Raw genomic sequence first — 17639 nt, 5'->3', positions numbered from 1 at the left:
CTGTGTCAGATCTACTTCAGTCAATAAGAATCAGTTTCCGGCGCCAAACAACCAGGGCGCGGTCTGTCGACGCTGCTCTTCGTAGGACTTGATCACATCGGCTTGCTCGAGAGTGACGCCGATATCATCGAGGCCATTCAGGAGGCAGTGGCGACGGAAGTCATCAACCTCAAAATTGAAGGCCTCACCGGCAGGTGTGGTGACCGTCTTTGCCTCGAGATCAACCGCCAGTTGATACCCCTCTTGAACTTCAGCCTCATTGAAAAGCTGATCAACAATTTTTTCTTCCAAAACAATTGGTAACAACCCATTCTTAAAGCAGTTGTTATAAAAAATATCGGCAAAGCTGGGAGCAATGATCACTCGAAAACCATAGTCTTCCAGCGCCCATGGGGCGTGCTCACGGCTCGAGCCACAACCAAAGTTAGTGCGAGCAAGCAGCACACTGGCGTTTTTATACCGATCCTGGTTAAGCACGAAATCCGGATTAATCGGCCGCTCGGAGCAATCCTGATCCGGCTTTCCTTCATCCAGATAGCGCAGTTCATCAAACAGGTTCGGCCCAAACCCGGTCCGCTTGATGGATTTCAGAAACTGCTTGGGAATGATCATGTCCGTGTCCACATTGGAACGGTCCATGGGGGCCACCAGGCCCTGGTGTTGCTTTAATGCGCGCATGGTCTCTCTCCTGTGGCTCAGTTCATCAATTCACGGACATCAACGAAATGGCCGGTAACCGCTGCGGCGGCGGCCATGGCAGGACTAACCAGGTGGGTGCGACCACCAAGGCCCTGACGTCCCTCGAAGTTCCGGTTGGACGTGGACGCGCAATGCTCACCCTGCCCCAATTTGTCGGCATTCATGGCCAGGCACATGGAACAACCCGGATCACGCCACTCCAATCCAGCTTCAATGAAGATCTTGTCGAGCCCTTCCTGTTCGGCCTGAGCTTTCACCAAACCAGAGCCCGGAACCACCATGGCCTGCTTCAGACCGGCAGCAACCTTGCGCCCCTTGACCACTGCCGCGGCTTCACGCAAATCCTCAATACGGCTATTGGTGCAGGAACCGATAAACACCCGATCCAGGGCAATGCCCGTGATCGGTGTGTTGGGCTCAAGCCCCATGTACTTCAAAGCCCGAACAATGCCTTCACGCTTGATGGGATCCTGCTCTTTGGCCGGGTCCGGCACGAAGCCGTCGACGCCGGCGACCATTTCCGGTGACGTACCCCAGCTGACCTGCGGCTTGATCTCAGAGCCCTCGAGCTCAACTACTTTATCGAAGACAGCATCGTCGTCGCTGTGCAGGGTGCGCCAGTACTCCACCGCCGCATCCCACGTTTCACCACTTGGTGCAAACGGACGGCCGCGGACGTAGTCAATGGTGGTGTCATCTACGGCGACCATGCCGACCCGGGCACCTGCCTCAATCGACATGTTGCAGATGGTCATTCGGGCTTCCATGCTCAAACCACGAATAGCTTCACCGCCAAATTCGATGGCATGGCCGGTACCGCCGGCGGTACCGATCTTGCCAATGATGGCCAACACAACGTCTTTACCCGTCACACCTGGTCCGAGCTTGCCATTCACCTTTACCAGCATGTTCTTCATTTTCTGCTGCACCAGGCACTGGGTCGCCAGTACGTGCTCAACCTCAGAGGTGCCAATGCCATGAGCCAGACATCCGAAGGCGCCGTGGGTGGAGGTATGGGAATCTCCACAAACGATGCTCATACCAGGCAGCGTAGCGCCCTGCTCAGGCCCGATAACGTGCACAATGCCCTGACGCTGGTCCTTGATTTTGAATTCAAGGATGCCGAACTCGTCGCAGTTCTTGTCGAGAGTTTCCACCTGGGTACGGGATACCGGATCGACAATGCCGTCGATACCCTTGTCTCGATCCGTGGTCGGAACGTTGTGGTCAGGCGTAGCGATGTTGGCATCGATCCGCCAGCTTACGCCCGGCCAGACGCAAGCCTCAAACGCTTGCGGCGAAGTGACTTCGTGCAGCAGCTGACGGTCGATATAGATCAACGCAGAGCCGTCGTCCCGTTGCTTGACCAGGTGGTCGTCCCACAATTTGTCGTATAAGGTCTTGCCCGCCATGATTACTCTCTCGTTCTTAGAGGGTTCTTGATTGTCCAATGAATGGGGCTATCTTACTCTCCCGCACCCGATAACCTCAATTCATGTTTTTTATTCTTTGCATTCCAAATTGGCATAACTTATTTTTGGGGATGTAGCGCTCACTGCATGCATTCTGATCACATCCACTGACCCGGTGAAGCCCATGGACTCCAATTCCCTTCGCGCGTTTCTGACCATTGTTGATCAGGGCTCTTTCTCAGAAGCCGCCGAGGTTCTGCACCTCACACAGCCGGCCATTAGCAAACGGCTAGCGACACTGGAGCACCAACTGGGCACCACCTTGATTGACCGCAGTCATCGGCAAATCCGGCTTACAGAAGCCGGTACTCGGCTGCTCCCTCACGCCCGCCTGATTCTGGACGAAATCCATAACGCGCGGGTATCGCTATCCCCGGATAATGAAGCCCTTGCCGGTGAGCTGCAGATCATAGCGAGCCACCACATTGGCTTGCACCATCTGCCCAACTGGCTTCGACGCTTTACCGTCGACCACCCCGACGTGAAGCTGAACCTGCAGTTTATGGAGTCGGATGCGGCCTACGCACAGATGCGCAAACGAAAGGCGGAACTGGCGTTTGTCACGCTCAGTGACAGCATGGAAAGCCATTTCATGGTATACGAGCAATGGGCTGACCCGATGGCCTTTGTCACTGGACCGGACCACGAACTAACCAGCCAAAACCCGGTAACCCTCAGCGACCTGGCTCGCTACCCGGCCCTCCTGCCGGACACCACAACCGCGACCTACCGAACCGTCAGTCGCTTGTTCCTTGAGGCAAACCTGCCCTTACAGCAACAGATTCCGACCAACTATCTGGAAACCATAAAGATGATGACCAGCGTCGGGCTGGGCTGGAGCGTTCTACCCATCCGCATGCTGGATAATTCTGTTCACAGGCTGGATCTCGGCTTTTCGGTTTCCCGGGTACTGGGTGCAATTGGGCTTTCGGGCCGTCGGCTTAGCCTTGCGGCCCAGGCCTTGCTGGCAATCGTGCGGGAAGAGGAACTGAACAAAGGCCCAGGCCAGAAACCGGATTAGCCTTCCGTTTGCACAGCGGGTGCCGGAGGAGGTCTCAACCCCCGCCAGGTAATGACGATGGCAACCAGCATGGCAACGGCACCGCCCCAGAACGCAGCCGAGGTGCTGAAACCATCGACAAGAAACCCGGACATCCAGGCCCCCAACGCCCCACCTGCACCAAAAGTCAGGCCGCTGTAGAGTGCCTGGCCCTGGCCATGATGATGCTTGCCAAAGAAACCCTGAATGTATTGAACCGAGAGCGCATGCAGCGCGCCATAGGAAGCCGCATGCAGGCACTGCGCGAAGATCAGCACTGCCAACACATCGGTCACTTCTGCAATTAGTACCCAGCGAATCATCGTCAACGTGAGCGCACCGATCGCAATCTGCCGGACACTGAACCGACGGGACAGCCGGTGCATGACCAGGAACAGGCCTATTTCGGCAATCACCCCCAACGACCACAGCAAACCAATGGAGAGCTTGCCATACCCGTGCTGTTCCAGATGAATACTGAAGAACGTGTAATAGGCGCCGTGCGACACCTGTAGCAAGAAGTTCATCAGGAAAAACGCAATCACAGCAGGGTGCGTCACAATCGCTTTCAAACTGCCTTTTGGCGCAGGCGGCTTGCGCTCGCCCTGCTCCGAGGGCACCAGGAACGCAGAGACTGCGATACCGGCGAACACCGGCAGCAGCAGCCAGGGAAGGCTCTGAATGGGGACATACTCGAGGATGGCCCCGACAACACCGACGGCAACAATGAACCCTACTGAACCCCAAAGCCGGATCTTGCCGTACTTTTCTTTGCGCTGACCTAGTGTGCGGAGCGTGATGACTTCGTAAAGCGGGAGGATGGCATTCCAGAAGAAGGTGAACGCCAGCATGACCAGCAACAGGCCATAAAACCCGGGCTCAAGAAACACACCCGCGAAAAAAAACGAGCCGGTAATTGCCCCAAAGCGAACCAACCGAACCCGCTGTCCGCTGCGATCACCGAGCCAACCCCAGACGCTGGGAGCAACAATTTTGGTCAGCTGAATGGTCGCCATCAGGGTGGCGATCTGGAGATAGGTAAACCCCTGTCCTTCGAGGTACAGGGACCAATACGGCAAAAGCCCTCCGAGGAGGGCAAAGAACCAGAAATAGAGGTTGGACAGTCGCCAGTAGATAGCCTGCGCTCCCGAGCCAGCTGCGACTTACAACTGGCTCAGTACCGGCGTGTCTACCGACACATCACCGTTTTGTCCCCGGTGACGCAGATAATGATCCATCAACACGATGGCCATCATCGCCTCAGCAATCGGCGTGGCGCGAATACCAACGCACGGATCGTGACGTCCGGTGGTGATGATCTCGGCCGGGTTGCCATGAACATCGATGCCCCGCCCGGGCAGGCGGAGGCTGGAGGTCGGCTTTAAAGCGATACTCGCCGTGATTGGCTGGCCAGAGGAAATACCACCCAGTACGCCGCCGGCGTTGTTCGACAAAAAGCCCTCCGGCGTCATTTCATCCCGGTGCTCCGTGCCCTTCTGCTCGACACTATCGAAGCCGGCACCAATCTCCACCGCCTTGACCGCATTGATGCTCATCAGGGCATGGGCCAGATCGGCGTCTAGACGATCAAATATTGGCTCGCCCAATCCTGGCGGAACACCCTCGGCTACCACGTTAATGCGGGCACCGATGGAATCACCCTCCTTCCGGAGTGCGTCCATGTAGGCCTCCATTTCTGGCACCTTATCGGCATCCGGCAGAAGAATGGATTCTGGTGCACCTGGTCCCAATCGATCTTTTCGATCTTGATCGGGCCGAGCTGAGACAGATAACCGCGAATGGTAATACCCAGGCGTTGCTCCAGGTACTTCCGCGCGACCGCACCCGCGGCAACCCGCATGGCGGTCTCACGGGCAGAAGAGCGTCCGCCACCACGATAGTCACGCACACCGTATTTGTGCACGTAGGTGTAATCGGCGTGTGCGGGCCGAAACTGCTCGGCAATCTTGGAGTAATCCTTCGAGCGCTGATCGGTGTTTTCGATCAGCAGGCCGATCGGAGTGCCGGTGGTCTTGCCTTCGAACACACCGGACAGAATCCTGACTTCATCCGCCTCACGACGCTGGGTGGTATGTCGTGAGGTGCCGGGCTTACGAAGATCCAGATCCCGCTGCATGTCTGCTTCTGTGAGCTCCAGCCCCGGAGGACAGCCATCAATAATGCAGCCTAATGCAGCGCCGTGGCTTTCACCGAAGGAGGTGACCGTGAACAACTTTCCGAAGGTATTTCCCGACATGATTCAGCACTTTATTCAGTTTATATAAGAAAAGGGTTTAAGCCTTTTTCTGCCATTCGCGAAGGGCTTCCGCAGTAACCAGGAACACCCCACTGCCACCATTCTCAAACTCCAGCCAGGTCAGCGGAAGATCCGGATAGGCATCATCCATCGCGCCCCAGCTGTTGCCAACTTCAACAATGAGGAGTCCATCCTGCGCCAGGTGCTCGGCAGCCTTTTCGAGTATCCGATGCGCAATATCCAACCCATCAGACCCAGCCGCTAATCCCAACTCAGGTTCGTGATGGTATTCATCCGGCATGTCAGCAAGATCTTCCGCATCGACATACGGCGGATTGCTCAGAATGACATCGTACTGGCCATTGATATTGCTGAATACGTCTGACTGGATGCATTGGACCCGATCACCAAGCTCGTGCAGCTCAATGTTCGATTCAGCTACCTCCAGCGCATCCACCGAAATGTCGGCCAGATCAACCAGAGCGTCTTCAAACACGGTGGCCGCGCCAATGCCAATGCAGCCGCTGCCGGTGCAAAGATCCAGCACACGGTTCACCGACTTGTCGCCCAGCCAGGGCTGGAGTCTGTTTTCGATCAGTTCACCGATGGGTGACCGCGGCACCAGCACGCGTTCATCAACGTGAAACGGCAGACCCATGAACCACGCCTCACCCAGCAAGTACGCAAGTGGCACTCGCTCGGTGATCCGGCGCTTGATTCGCTCGTGAATCAGCTGTCGCTCTTCACGGACCAGGCGTGCATCGAGAAACAGGGTGTTGTTTTCCAGCGGCAGGTTCAGGGATCGCATGACCAGCTGCACCGCCTCATCCCAGACATTATCGGTGCCATGACCGAAATACAGCCCGGAAGCTGCAAATTGCGTTGACGCGTATCGCAGATAGTCGCGAACGGTGTGTAGGTCATCAATAGGGCTGGTCACGGGCACGATCCTGTAAGGCGAAATTAACAGCGCGGCATTATACGCCCTTTCGTGCCCACCCTGCAGCCTCTGCGGCGTCCGGTCTTGCAGACGCCGATCAAATGGCGAGTGGGCCGGAGCTGTTGCGGTTCTCCTCGAATCTGTCCAGTGCTGCCGACATGCGCTCGCGGCCAAGCTGAATCAACTCGGGCGCTTTGTGATAGTCGTAGCTTCTGCTGGCGTTCTTGGGAATATTTACCAGCAGATCCGGCGGATAACCGGCGAGCTTGTACTGCACAAGAGCGCTCTGCATGGTTTCCACTGTCAGGTTCATAACATCGAACTTGCCAATCCCCAGCTTGTCCCAATCGATGGTTTCGTGCTCTTCCTGAGCCTTTTTCTCTGGTCCGCTTTTTTCTTCCTTCTTCACCGCGTCTTTCTTCCGCATCTCCCGGGAGATCTTATCCTCCGGGGTTTCATCACCCTCACCTTTTCGAGCAGTCAGGGATTTGAGAGTATCCCAGTCAAACCAACGGGACGCCTTTTCCCGAATCGTGTCCATCCATTCATCCATGTCCGCACCTTCGCCATCCGGGCTGAACGCCGCGTCTGGGATTCTGCGACGCCGTTCGTCTTCACCGCTGAGATTCACCGCGACAATCAGATCGGCGTGGGACGAAATGGTGGGGATGATCGGAAGCGGATTCAGCAGCGCCCCATCTACCAGGACCCGACCATTCAGCACCAACGGGGTAACGACACTGGGAATTGCTACAGAGGCCCGTATAGCCTGGTCGAGCGGACCTTCCTGGAACCAGATCTCTTTGTGGGCGAGCAAATCGGTGGCCACCGCGGTAAACGCAATGGGCAGGTTCTCGATTTTGGTATCGCCCAGCATCTCCCGGACAACCGAGAAAATTTTCTCACCGCGTATTGCACCGACCGAATTGAAGGTGACATCAAGCAGCTTAAGAACGTCAAACTGGCCCAAGCCGGTTACCCAGTCCTTATAAGCCTGCATTTTGCCTGCCGCATACATTCCGCCGACAAGCGCACCCATGGAGCAACCAGACACCGCAATAATGTCGTAGCCGCGCTCAACCAGGACTTCAATCGCCCCGATATGGGCATAGCCTCGGGCGCCACCGCTGCCCAGCGTCAGCGCCACCGTTTGCCGTTTGGCAGCCGACTTTGGCTGACTTGATGATGACTCCAATGCGGCCGCGGATACATCAGAGCTTTTTACTACTGCCGAGGCACCGTCTTCAGTGCCAGACGTCACGGTCTGTTCAGGGTCGGACCCCGGCTTGCTTGTGGAATCACCCATTTAACTACCTCGTGATAACCGTCACTTCCACCCGATCGCCCTGGCGATTGGGGTCGGCGATGGGAACGCCCGGACCAACAATGATGAGTTTCTGGCGCGCGGCCGGAACCCCGGTTTTGGACAGGACGTCCGACAACGACTCTGTTGCCTCGGTAGCGCGGGACATTGCCTCTTCTACCGACTCATTGGCTCCAAGAGCGGCAAAACCCGTAAGAATAACCGTAGCCGCATCGTCACCAGCCCACTCTGAAATCCTGCGCCGCTCTGTGGCCGACCAGTCAAAACGATAGGTAACCCCGCCTTGCCAGGGCACTACAACCGGTCCTCGAATCCTGTTATTCACGCTGCCCAGGCCAGGAACCATTGCGCCCGGCTCCACAGCGAGGTGTTCAATCCAAACGTATTCCCTGAGATTGCCCCGGGTTACCGTGTAAACCAGAGTTAGCCACCGACTGCCGTCGCTTTCTGTGGTGCCTGCGACCAGGTAATCCTGGGTAGCATCTCGACCATAGAGAACGCGCTGACCAAAAATCTGATTGGCCCAGACATTACTCCGACCGCAACCAATCCCTGAGCACTCAAACAATATCTGGGCGCCCCGAGCCTGCAGCAAACTCCGGTAATGATCCCTGGCCTTGGCGCGACTCGAATCGCGGGCAATTTCGTACAACCGTCCTTCACCCTGTACCGGAAGCCTGGCCATGGTTTCAGAGCGAATTTCATCATTCACTTCCCGAACCGGACTAAAAAGCACCAGATGCCCGGGTGACCGGATGGTCGTCGTGGTCTCAAGTGAAGACTGGGGAAAAGGGTCAGGCATTACCTCGGGGGTAGCAGCCGTCGCCATAGGCGAAAGGCCGAATGCTGACAGCAGCAAGCAGACGGAGAACAGTTTTTTTGAAAGGATATTATTCATCGCTCAGAAAGTGTTTGATGGCCTCGGAAACCGGGCGCGTATTTCCATCCAGGTGGCAATGGTGTCCGCCCGGGACATGGGCAACCTTCAGGTTCGTTATAGCCTGGCCCCGCTCATCCAGCCCGCTGCGACTCGCCAGCAAACCAGATTCAGCGCGCACGAACAGGGTCGGCGTAGTAATGGCTCGCAACGAGGCCATGACCTGATCCTCACTCATCATCAAAGGCGTTGGATGGCGCAGCCGTGAATCGGTCCGCCAGACGTAACCGCCCGGCTCCTGCCTCATGTTGCGCGGGGTTAGGGTCAGCGCAGCTTCCGGGCTCAGCGGGCTAAGCCCCCCTTCCCTGGCCTTCGCCGCAGTTTCGATATCTTGGTAAACCGTTTGACGCCCCGAACCTGCCAGCCGCTTCTGTATGGCTCGCCGAAGCTGAGGAATCGTCTGGTCAACCGGGCGACTGATTGCACCAAGACTGTCGATCATCACCAAGTTACGAACCCGCTCCGGGAAGGCCGCTGCGTAAAGCGCGCAGACAATACCACCGAGGGAATGACCGACCAGGTCAATCTGTTCTTTGTCATTGACGAGCAGGTGATTTTCGACCAATTCTGCCAGATCCGCGACATAGTCCATCAACAGGTAGCTTTGCCCAGCGGGACGATGTCCGGATTTGCCATGACCGGCCATATCAACCGCATACACTTCGGACTGGGAGGCTAGTTCAGGGGCCAGCTTGATAAACGTCAGGCTGTTATCGAGCCAGCCATGCAGCATGAGCACCGGCACGTCGCTCGTGGTTTTGCGCTCTGCATGCCAGTGCAATCCCGCGAGACGAATGTTCCTGAGTTGCCATTCCGCTTCCCGAAACTCGGTCACGCTTTGAAAGACCTCAGGAGGTACGGCGGTATCGTTCATGCGCGGCTCGCCTTACATCGTGTGCGTGGGACGATCAGAACTCAGCGACCCCGCCAGATAGGATTCAATTTTGGTGCGGGCGGTCTCGTCGTCGCCATTGAACTGAACGCCGATGCCGGCGGCCCGATTGCCTTGGGCACCTTTCGGGGTAATCCAGATCACTTTGCCAGCCACCGGAATTTTTTCGGGTTCATCCATGAGGTTCAATAGCAGAAAAACCTCGTCGCCCAGCTGATACTGCTTCTGAGTTGGGATGAACAATCCGCCCTGGCGGATGTACGGCATATAGGCGGCATAGAGAACCGCCTTGTCTTTAATGGTCAGGGTGAGAATGCCACTGCGTGCACCAAATCCGGGCCCCATAACAGACACCTTTCCTTTGTGATCTCAATAGGTTGTTGCAGGGACAAAAATCCCTGTCTTTTCGCAATCATAGCAGTTGTTTGTCAGGAAGGCGCTATCAGGAATCATCAACCTGCCCGACGTTTTACCGGCATCAACTTCTGCCAGGCAATCAACAATCGGCTTGCTTCCAGTTCGGGGTTGGCATTGTAGACTCCAGCCTCCCGAGCCTCCTTGACCATATCCAATAGCGCATGAGCTCGCCACGCGGGATTTGACCGGGCAAGGAAGCCAAGCATTTCCTCAGCTTCTGTATCAATCGCGCAACCGCCCAGACTCAGCCTTGCCAGATCAGCTGCCCAACCTTCGAATAACCAGAGACTGTCTTCCAGCCCCAGCGCCTTGAATGCCTTGGCCGCTTCCGCTACCGGCACGCGCCCTTTCATGAACTGCTTGAACTGCTCAAACGCCTTATCACGCAATCCGATGAACTCACCTGTGGCATATTCGAGTGCCAGCCTCGGCGCATTGCCGGAGAGCATTAACGCTTTTGCCAGTACCTGAGCAGAGGGCCGGGTCGCCTCATCCAGAGCCTGCACTTCACCCACCAGCCAGTTGTTGGCTGCCTCCACGTCCGGCGTAGGTATGGTAACGGTCTGGCAGCGGGAACGTATTGTCGGCAAAAGTGGCCGTCCGCTTTCCTGCAGCAGCAACAGGGTGACATCCGGCTGAGGCTCTTCCAGGGTTTTAAGCAACGCATTGGCCGCGTTGATGTTGAGCTGGTCAGCACGATCAATAATCGCGACTTTTCGCTGGGCGACCTGGGGCGACGCCACCGCAAAGGTCGACAAGGCTCTCACCTGATCAACCTTGACCATCCGGGACTTCTCCGGTGCGTACGCACGAAGATCCGGATGGGTGCTTGCTGCGAAAAGTTCACACTGTTTACAGCGCCCGCACGCAGCAGGTTCACCCGCCTCACCGATAGCGGGGTATCACACAGCAGTAATTCCGCCACTGCCTGGGCCCAGGCACGTTTTCCCACACCACGTTCACCCGTAATGATCAGGGCATGGGGCAACCGGCCGTCAGACCATTGGCTTCGAACCGTGGCCCAGGCTCTTGAGTGCCAGGGCATATTGCGCGCGTTATCGGTCAAGAACGTTTTCCCATGGTTGAATGTCGACGCCGAAGCTGTTTTTTCATGGTCTGCAACAGACGCCGCAGGCGTTTGAGCTCGCGATCGCGACCCGCAGACGAGCCATCGCTATAGTAATGGCTGTTAATGCTGTGGGCAAAAAGCCTGGCGGATTCGGCAACGGCAGGTTCGGCCTTTGCCAGCCTGGCGGCCAACGTTGTTGGCGTTTCGCCCACTCGCACCGGCACCCCCGCCCTGGCGCTCAAATGGTGCCAACCGCCAATGATGCGAAGAAAAGCATCACGGGATCCTCCGCGACGGATCTGCCAGGCGGAAACCAGCCCGGCAATCAGTAAGCCAAACCCAACAATACCGGCGGTCAGATAGCCGAGCTCCCGCATGCCAAAGCCACCGGGAAGACGGGACATCAGATTCATCTGGGTTTGTCCCTGATACCCCACTATCCAGCGCTGCCACTGATAATTGATCCGATCCAACTGGAGACTGGCCCACTGAACCAGTGCGATATCGGCATAGCGCTGAGGCGACGCCCAGTTGTCTTCCAGGAACGAGCCTTCTTCCGCAACCGCATCACGCAAACCTGACTCAATTCGGCTTGGCGCTATAGCGGCAGTAGGATCAATTCGAACCCATCCTCTGTCGGAAATCCATACCTCAACCCAGGCGTGGGCATCGTACTGACGGACGATCAGGTAATCCCCGCCAGCGCCAGGCGCTCCGCCCTGATACCCCACAACAACCCGCGCTGGAATACCGGCAGACCGGAGCAAAAACGTGGTGGCTCCGGCATAGTGGGCACAGAAACCGCGCTGAGAATCGAACAACAGGTTATCGATACCATTTTCGCCCATGGCAGGCGGCCTGAGTGTGTAAAAGTAGGGCTCCTCCCGGAATCGGGTTAGCAACGCACGAACCAACTCTACGTCGCCGTATTGGCTGCGCAGCTCACGAGCGAACTCGCGGGCACGGGGATTCCCCGTCGCCGGGAGCTGGAGGTAGCGCCGGCGCTGCTCATAGGTCAAAAATTCACGAGCTTGTGTGCTGGCATCTTCCCGGGCCAGGCGATACCGCACCGAGGTATCTGCCGGCCGCCTGAACCTGAAGAGCTCGTCGGACTCCTCAATCACATTACTCGATACGGCCCGCGAACCTTCCAACGCGAAGGCCCAGCGCTGGTCGGTTGGCTCAAGCAGCACATCGTACTGGCCGGACTCCAGCTCCCCTACACCGCCATCCATAGCGACCCGTCCCGGGCGTTGAAACGGATCGCTGTCGCTTTGCCTCCAGGTTTCACCATCGAGATAGTCCAAGATGAGTCCACGCCAATACCGATCTCGGTACGCCGGTATCTCTCCACCAAACGTGGCTCGAAAGGCGCGTTCACTGCTCTGAGCCAAATTCGAAATATCGCCCGGCCGCATGGTGTCACTGATGCCGGTTCTCGCCTGACCAGAAACCAGGGGCACACTCCAAAGTGGCTCCATACGCGGAAAAAACACAAAAAGCAGAACGACAATGGGTAGGGTTTTCAGCAGCATCAGGCCCAGCCTTTTCCAGCCTGCCTTCACGCTGCCAGGAAGATCCGGCGCGTTGATGATCTGCAAACCGACCAAGAGCAAGGCAACCGCGAGGATATTAATGAGACTCCAATGGATTTCCTGATGAAACAGAAAATTCACAGTGCCGAGATAGGCAAGGATGAAAAACAGCACGTAGAAATCGCGCACGGTTCGAGTCTCAAGCCACTTCAGCCCAACCGCCAGCACAAAAAACGATGCTGCCGTATCCACGGTGAAACGCCCCTGAACGGTGGCAATATAGACCGCAACAAGCACCAGCATGATCCCCGTGCGCAACCACCGACCCGGCAGGCGCACATGGCCAAACTGCGCCGCTCCCCGCCATCCTGCAAGCACCAGACAGGCAGCTATCAGCCAAATAGGCAGGCGATCCAATTGCGGCGTGAGCAGAATTGCAAAACTACCAAACAGCCACAGCAACGCCCGCGAAGGCAATCCGGTTGTCGCTCCATCAGCCGCTACGAACACTGAGCTACCATCAGAGACACTCATGCGCGCCTCCTCAGTGGGCCCGCGGCGCTGTCGGATTTAGGGTGCCGGCTGCCGTGTCGCTCGGTCATCGCGTCCCTCGGGCGCTCCTCGCCCCAAACCGCCAACGCACGGAGACAACGGTTTACATGTGCGGAACCAGAATCTGGCTCGATGACTTGCCCGGGCAGACTCAAGCCAAAACGAGCACCAGTTCGTTCGCGCTCGTTGACGAGCCACGCAAGGTAGCTTAGCCGCAGTTCGTAATCAGCGCCGGGAAAGGCATTGAAGTCCAGCCAATGAGGGCTGCCCCGTTCACCTTCCCAATCGGCAACGACCATCTGACCGTTCCTGGCGAACCGTTTCCACATAACCCGTTGGCTCGGGTCGCCCTCACGCCACGGCCTTAGTTCCGCATGGTCATTGCCAGTCGCCGGGCTGGCTTGCTCTGTCTCATCGCCGGCTTCGATGGTGCTGGTTACCTCTGGTGCCGCCAATGGCCTGGGTGAAACAATGCCGGGCGATACCGGCCTGATCCAGGACCAGGCCTTGAGGAGGCCAAACGGAAAGCGGGTTTCGACACGGATTCTATCGGGTCGGAGGTAGCCCCGGAATGCAGAAGGTACAGGTAAGATTATGTCCTTCGAGTGGCCCGCCTTGATATGTGTAGCCCCCAGACTGAATTCCTCGCACGACAACAGGATGGCGACCGCATCATCTCGCCCAGCCGTTGCGCGAAACCGGAACGGCACTTCATCACCGGCTACGCCTTCGCCGGGTTGAACCAGGGCCAGCTGCAGCCCCGACAGATTACGATGGGTCTGATGCATGGCACCGACAAAGACCGCGCCGAGCAGGAAGGTAACCAGGTAGATCAGGCTGTTCTGATAATTGATACCGGTGATGAGCATAATCAGCAGCAGAATGCCGAACACCACTCCGGCTCCGGTCGGCAAAATGAAAATATTTTTCTGACTGAATGTCTGAACGTCGGACCGGGGAAGTTTCCGATTTACCCAACGTTGCCAGCGCTTTGATACTTGGTTTTTCATGGTGCCCTTGAGGCGACAAAATGCATTGAAAGTTCCGACAACATCCTCTCGATTGCCGCTCCTAACTAACAATACCCGATTTGAGTCGAATCTGATCACAAAGCAACAAAAACCAACTTGAAAACCTGTCAGACAAACCGAATACTGACTATGGAGCGGACGGTTTCTGTGCGATGTCAGAAGCCTGCATTCGCAGCCTTCAATCCTGAAAGCCTGCAATCGTGAAAAGGACCTGATTATGAGACGCTTGAATCTGCTTGCCACTGCAGTTGCCGGGATTACTGCTTCCCTGCCCGCCTTGGCGGGTGTCCAGGCCCTCACCTCAGACGAAATGGTCGAGACTTACGTTAAAGACTCTGCCGTTATCATCGTGCCAAAGAAACAACAGAAATCAGAAGCAGACCGCCAGCGCATTATCCGCGCCCTGACCATTTCCCCGGGCGAACCGGTTCTCACCGAGGCCGAGGAAGAAGCGTACCGGGAAGCCCTGCAGCGATATGTGGAAGAAGGCAGAAAGGACGCACTGGCAAGTGCCGAGGAAGAGTTCCTGAGACGCGCCCTGCTCCTGCCACAGGATGAACTGGCAAGGGCTCAGCCGCCAGCTGAGCTCACACCCACGATCCCGCCTATTATTTTCGGTCAACAGGCGGAGATTCCCGATGAGCCTTCACTCAGACCTTCCTGAACGATCAGTTGGGCATCGGTTTCGACGGACAGAATCTGAACTTCTCAATTGGCAACCCGCCCGGTATCGATCGGATCCAGATTCCACAGGCCATAAACGAGGGGCCGATCAACCTGACCCCGAGACCAGGCGGCGGATTCGATCTTTCGATTGCAGTACCGGATCAGTAATTGGCATCACGACTGCTGACGCAAAATAGTCATGCGGAAAAGAGTTAGTCGCTAGCTAAAGCTCAAGATGCTGAAAGGGATAAAGACTTAAGAGAACTAAGTGTTGGAAGTTAATGGTGCGGGGAGTTAGTGGTTTAGCGTAATCGCCGTATCAGTCACCCGAACATTGTCCAATGTGACAGCACCAAGACCCACGCCGCCTATCGACAGATTACTCATTCCAATGTCGGCCGCAAAGTTATGTACCTCTACGGTCACAGTGTCCCTGCCAATGCCGGATTGTGCAGCTGAAAGAGGACGGAAGGTGGTATCCAGCACCGCAAATCCCGCCGGCTCCATTCCCTTAACGTATCCACCCTCTATCCCAAGGGTATTAGAGCTGGCATCCGCTGTCAGATTCTCGATGGTGAATTCCGAGTAGGTACTGACGCCCCGTGATGAACCGTCTGCAGCAGGCGGATTAACTCTACGGCGAACTTCTTTCAGGAAACCCCACGCCTCGACATTGGTGAACAGAGCTGATTGTCTGGCACCAGAACTCTCCAGGGTGACGTCATCTGCGCGAAAACCCCAGTCGATTTTGTCAGAGATTCCAGGCTGCCAGGCCACGTCCAATACGCCATCGAAATCGATATCCAAGGTCATTCTGGCATCATCGAAATTCACGCCATAACCTTCACTTGATCCTGCCTGGGTAACACCTGCACCGCCCATGGTGATGCCATCCACCTGATAGGCGCCTGCATTTTCGAATCGGAATTGGCCAAGATAGGTTTGACCCGAGTACTCAACGGTGAGGCCCGCCTGAGCCACAACACTCGACAGTTCATCGTCCGCAACAGGTTTCAGGTCTGCAAATACCCCAGCCGAACCCGTTAGCAAAGCGGCCAGAGCGCCAAACCTTAGCAGTGAAACCATATCACCTCCGGACAGACTATAAGCAGAGTCGATAGAAACGCATTTTCAGAATCAAAACAGGAAAGCTAAAACGACGCCCTCACCGAGGACGTCGCCGGTCTTCTCACTAAGGCAAGGCTTAGTGACCGTAGATGACCATATCGGCACGAACGGCCAGGTCGGTCATGTATACGTTACCGATGCTTTCAGTGCCACCGGTGTTGATATTGGTGAGGTCTAGGTCACCGGAGAAGTCCTGAACATTCACACGCAGGGCACTGATATTGTTAGGCGCAGTCACTGTACCGGCGTTATGACTGTCAACGACACTTACGTCCACCTGGGCATGAGCAAAGCTGTAATCAGTACCAGCCAGCGTTCCTGACACGGTCGCGCCGCGACGGTTGTGCAGCTCGAAGTCCAGGCTGGTGCCCATGAACGGCATGGTCAAGCTGCCCTCGGCGCTGAAGTAAGCATTGACGTTCAAGCTGTTGCTTTCTTCATTGATCACAATGTCAATCGGACCTAAGAAACCATCGATGCTTAGGGCTGACACCAGAGTGGTGCCGCCGGTGCCACCGTTAGCGCGAGACTGCAGGGCACCAACTGTGCTTCCAGATTTGGACAGGAAGATTTCGCCGACGCTCAGGTTGAAATCAACCGGAAGGCCGCTCTGTGAGCGCAAACCGATAACCAGGTCGCCGTCGGTAACGGCCTGCGCGGTCTCATTGGCACCGCTTACGTCAAAACCAGCACCGGCCAGGTAGGTTGCGCCCAGTGCGGCAGTTCCCAGGTCTTGGTTAGTTGTGTCGCCAGCAACGTCGATGGTCAGGCGGATGTCGTCAAGGTCAGTACCACCTTGGCCAGAGAGGCTTACGTCAGAGAATGCCAGGAAACCCTGGTCCTCATAAGCGATCTCGCCGATGGTCACGTTAGCGGACAGATCGATGGTCACACCTGCCTGGCCAGTTACAGCGCCCATGCTGGCGTCGTTCAGAGCTTGCATTTCCGCGTTAGCGGCAAACGGGGCGGCAGCAACTGCGGCTACCAGAGCGATTTTCTTCAGGCCTTTCATACTAGATCTCCTAGAATTTTATTTTTTTCTTCAACAGCCATTTCCTCTGGCTGCGAGATCAGTCTGTCAGACCGTGACACCCCAAACTGCGAGGTGAAGCACATTTCAGTAACGGATTGTCACACAAACTTACGATCCGATAATTTTTGTGACGAACTCCGCTTACTAGGGGGAACCGGTTCCGTTTCCAGCAAAGACCAGAGGCGAATACGTCTTGGCCGCACCCTCATGGAAAGTCACGCCGCCGGACGAAAGCGTATATTCCGTTGCCACCACTTCGGCGTGGCCGCCTAGATACTCCAGCTCAATATTGACCTGGTCGATCTCTGAATCCGGACTCGGTTTGTAGTCGTAGACCACCGCCGAGCCAAGAATGCGCCCTTGCTGAGCTTGCATTGATAACGCCTTTCGAACGGAGTTCAGTACCAGTTGACCATTGACCCCGATCAGCGGCTCACCCGGAGGTACGGCCCAAACGTAACGAACGCTGCCATCTGGCATCAGTGCCCGCGCCGAATGGTGCGAAATCGTCATGGTTTTCGATGATGACTTTGGTTTTGTTAGAGACATGCTGCAATAGATACTGAGTATTCGCCCGGATTTCTGTGGCAATCTGCTCAGGGGTGGGTTGTTTGATCTCCTCCGCGCTGAAAGCCGATTGACTGAGCC

General features: G+C 56.4%; 15 protein-coding genes and 2 pseudogenes. 2 read left to right on the top strand and 15 right to left on the bottom strand.

Annotation, left to right across the window (positions count from 1 at the left end; all coding sequences use genetic code 11):
- Positions 1–30: 30 nt before the first annotated feature.
- Complete coding sequence (leuD, locus tag AU14_RS01335; RefSeq protein ID WP_041338325.1) at positions 31–678, bottom strand: 3-isopropylmalate dehydratase small subunit; 648 nt, start codon at positions 676–678, stop codon at positions 31–33.
- Positions 679–695: 17 nt separating this feature from the next.
- Positions 696–2111, bottom strand: coding sequence for a 3-isopropylmalate dehydratase large subunit (gene leuC / locus AU14_RS01330; RefSeq protein ID WP_041338323.1), 1416 nt, complete (start codon positions 2109–2111; stop codon positions 696–698).
- A 184-nt stretch (positions 2112–2295) separates the two neighbouring features.
- On the opposite strand from leuC, the gene AU14_RS01325 reads away from it, so the two are divergent.
- A complete protein-coding gene (locus tag AU14_RS01325) occupies positions 2296–3192 on the top strand; it encodes a LysR family transcriptional regulator (RefSeq protein WP_041338321.1) in 897 nt (298 codons plus the stop codon).
- Here AU14_RS01325 and AU14_RS01320 read toward each other — a convergent pair.
- The 10 genes and pseudogenes from AU14_RS01320 to AU14_RS01275 form a co-directional block, all read right to left on the bottom strand.
- Complete coding sequence (locus AU14_RS01320) at positions 3189–4334, bottom strand: MFS transporter (RefSeq protein ID WP_269079133.1); 1146 nt, start codon at positions 4332–4334, stop codon at positions 3189–3191. The two genes, AU14_RS01325 and AU14_RS01320, sit on opposite strands and share 4 nt — an antisense overlap.
- 39 nt (positions 4335–4373) lie before the next feature.
- A pseudogene (gene aroC, locus AU14_RS01315) lies at positions 4374–5467 on the bottom strand (chorismate synthase).
- Positions 5468–5504: 37 nt separating this feature from the next.
- A complete protein-coding gene (gene prmB, locus AU14_RS01310) occupies positions 5505–6407 on the bottom strand; it encodes a 50S ribosomal protein L3 N(5)-glutamine methyltransferase (protein WP_041338318.1) in 903 nt (300 codons plus the stop codon).
- A gap of 97 nt (positions 6408–6504) precedes the next feature.
- Positions 6505–7713, bottom strand: coding sequence for a patatin-like phospholipase family protein (locus tag AU14_RS01305; protein ID WP_041338316.1), 1209 nt, complete (start codon positions 7711–7713; stop codon positions 6505–6507).
- A 4-nt stretch (positions 7714–7717) separates the two neighbouring features.
- Positions 7718–8560: a DUF4892 domain-containing protein gene (locus tag AU14_RS01300; RefSeq protein ID WP_236744271.1), complete on the bottom strand. Its 843-nt coding sequence runs from the start codon at positions 8558–8560 to the stop codon at positions 7718–7720.
- 61 nt (positions 8561–8621) lie between these two features.
- Entirely contained in the window at positions 8622–9542 is a 921-nt protein-coding gene (locus AU14_RS01295) for an alpha/beta fold hydrolase (RefSeq protein ID WP_052471918.1), read from the bottom strand.
- 12 nt (positions 9543–9554) lie between these two features.
- Entirely contained in the window at positions 9555–9905 is a 351-nt protein-coding gene (locus tag AU14_RS01290; RefSeq protein ID WP_008171779.1) for a PilZ domain-containing protein, read from the bottom strand.
- Positions 9906–10012: 107 nt separating this feature from the next.
- Positions 10013–11043, bottom strand: a pseudogene (holB, locus tag AU14_RS01285) (DNA polymerase III subunit delta').
- The gene (locus AU14_RS01280; protein WP_052471917.1) at positions 11040–13115 is read right to left on the bottom strand and encodes a transglutaminase family protein; all 2076 of its coding nucleotides are present in this window, start codon (positions 13113–13115) and stop codon (positions 11040–11042) included. Before AU14_RS01280 ends, holB begins: the two are co-directional and overlap by 4 nt.
- On the bottom strand, positions 13112–14143 hold the full coding sequence (locus AU14_RS01275; RefSeq protein WP_041338313.1) for a DUF58 domain-containing protein: 1032 nt from the start codon (positions 14141–14143) through the stop codon (positions 13112–13114). Before AU14_RS01275 ends, AU14_RS01280 begins: the two co-directional genes overlap by 4 nt.
- Positions 14144–14381: 238 nt before the next feature.
- Between AU14_RS01275 and AU14_RS01270 the strand changes: the two genes are divergently transcribed.
- Positions 14382–14828 carry a hypothetical protein gene (locus AU14_RS01270; protein ID WP_236744270.1) on the top strand — a complete coding sequence of 149 codons (447 nt, stop codon included), beginning with the start codon at positions 14382–14384 and terminating at the stop codon, positions 14826–14828.
- 296 nt (positions 14829–15124) lie between these two features.
- Here the strand turns inward: AU14_RS01270 and AU14_RS01265 are convergent, their stop codons facing one another.
- The 3 genes from AU14_RS01265 to AU14_RS01255 all read right to left on the bottom strand — a co-directional run bounded on the left by AU14_RS01265 (position 15125) and on the right by AU14_RS01255 (position 17471).
- Positions 15125–15916 (bottom strand): DUF6160 family protein, encoded by a 792-nt coding sequence (locus tag AU14_RS01265; protein WP_041338311.1) that lies wholly within the window; start codon positions 15914–15916, stop codon positions 15125–15127.
- Between the two features lie 118 nt (positions 15917–16034).
- A complete protein-coding gene (locus AU14_RS01260; RefSeq protein ID WP_041338309.1) occupies positions 16035–16970 on the bottom strand; it encodes a DUF6160 family protein in 936 nt (311 codons plus the stop codon).
- Positions 16971–17135: 165 nt separating this feature from the next.
- The gene (locus AU14_RS01255) at positions 17136–17471 is read right to left on the bottom strand and encodes a hypothetical protein (RefSeq protein ID WP_041338307.1); all 336 of its coding nucleotides are present in this window, start codon (positions 17469–17471) and stop codon (positions 17136–17138) included.
- Positions 17472–17639: the final 168 nt, after the last annotated feature.

Source organism: Marinobacter similis, assembly GCF_000830985.1.
GTDB lineage: Bacteria > Pseudomonadota > Gammaproteobacteria > Pseudomonadales > Oleiphilaceae > Marinobacter > Marinobacter similis.
The sequence above is the reverse complement of the archived record's forward strand: the minus strand, read 5'-3'. Positions and strand labels throughout refer to the sequence as shown.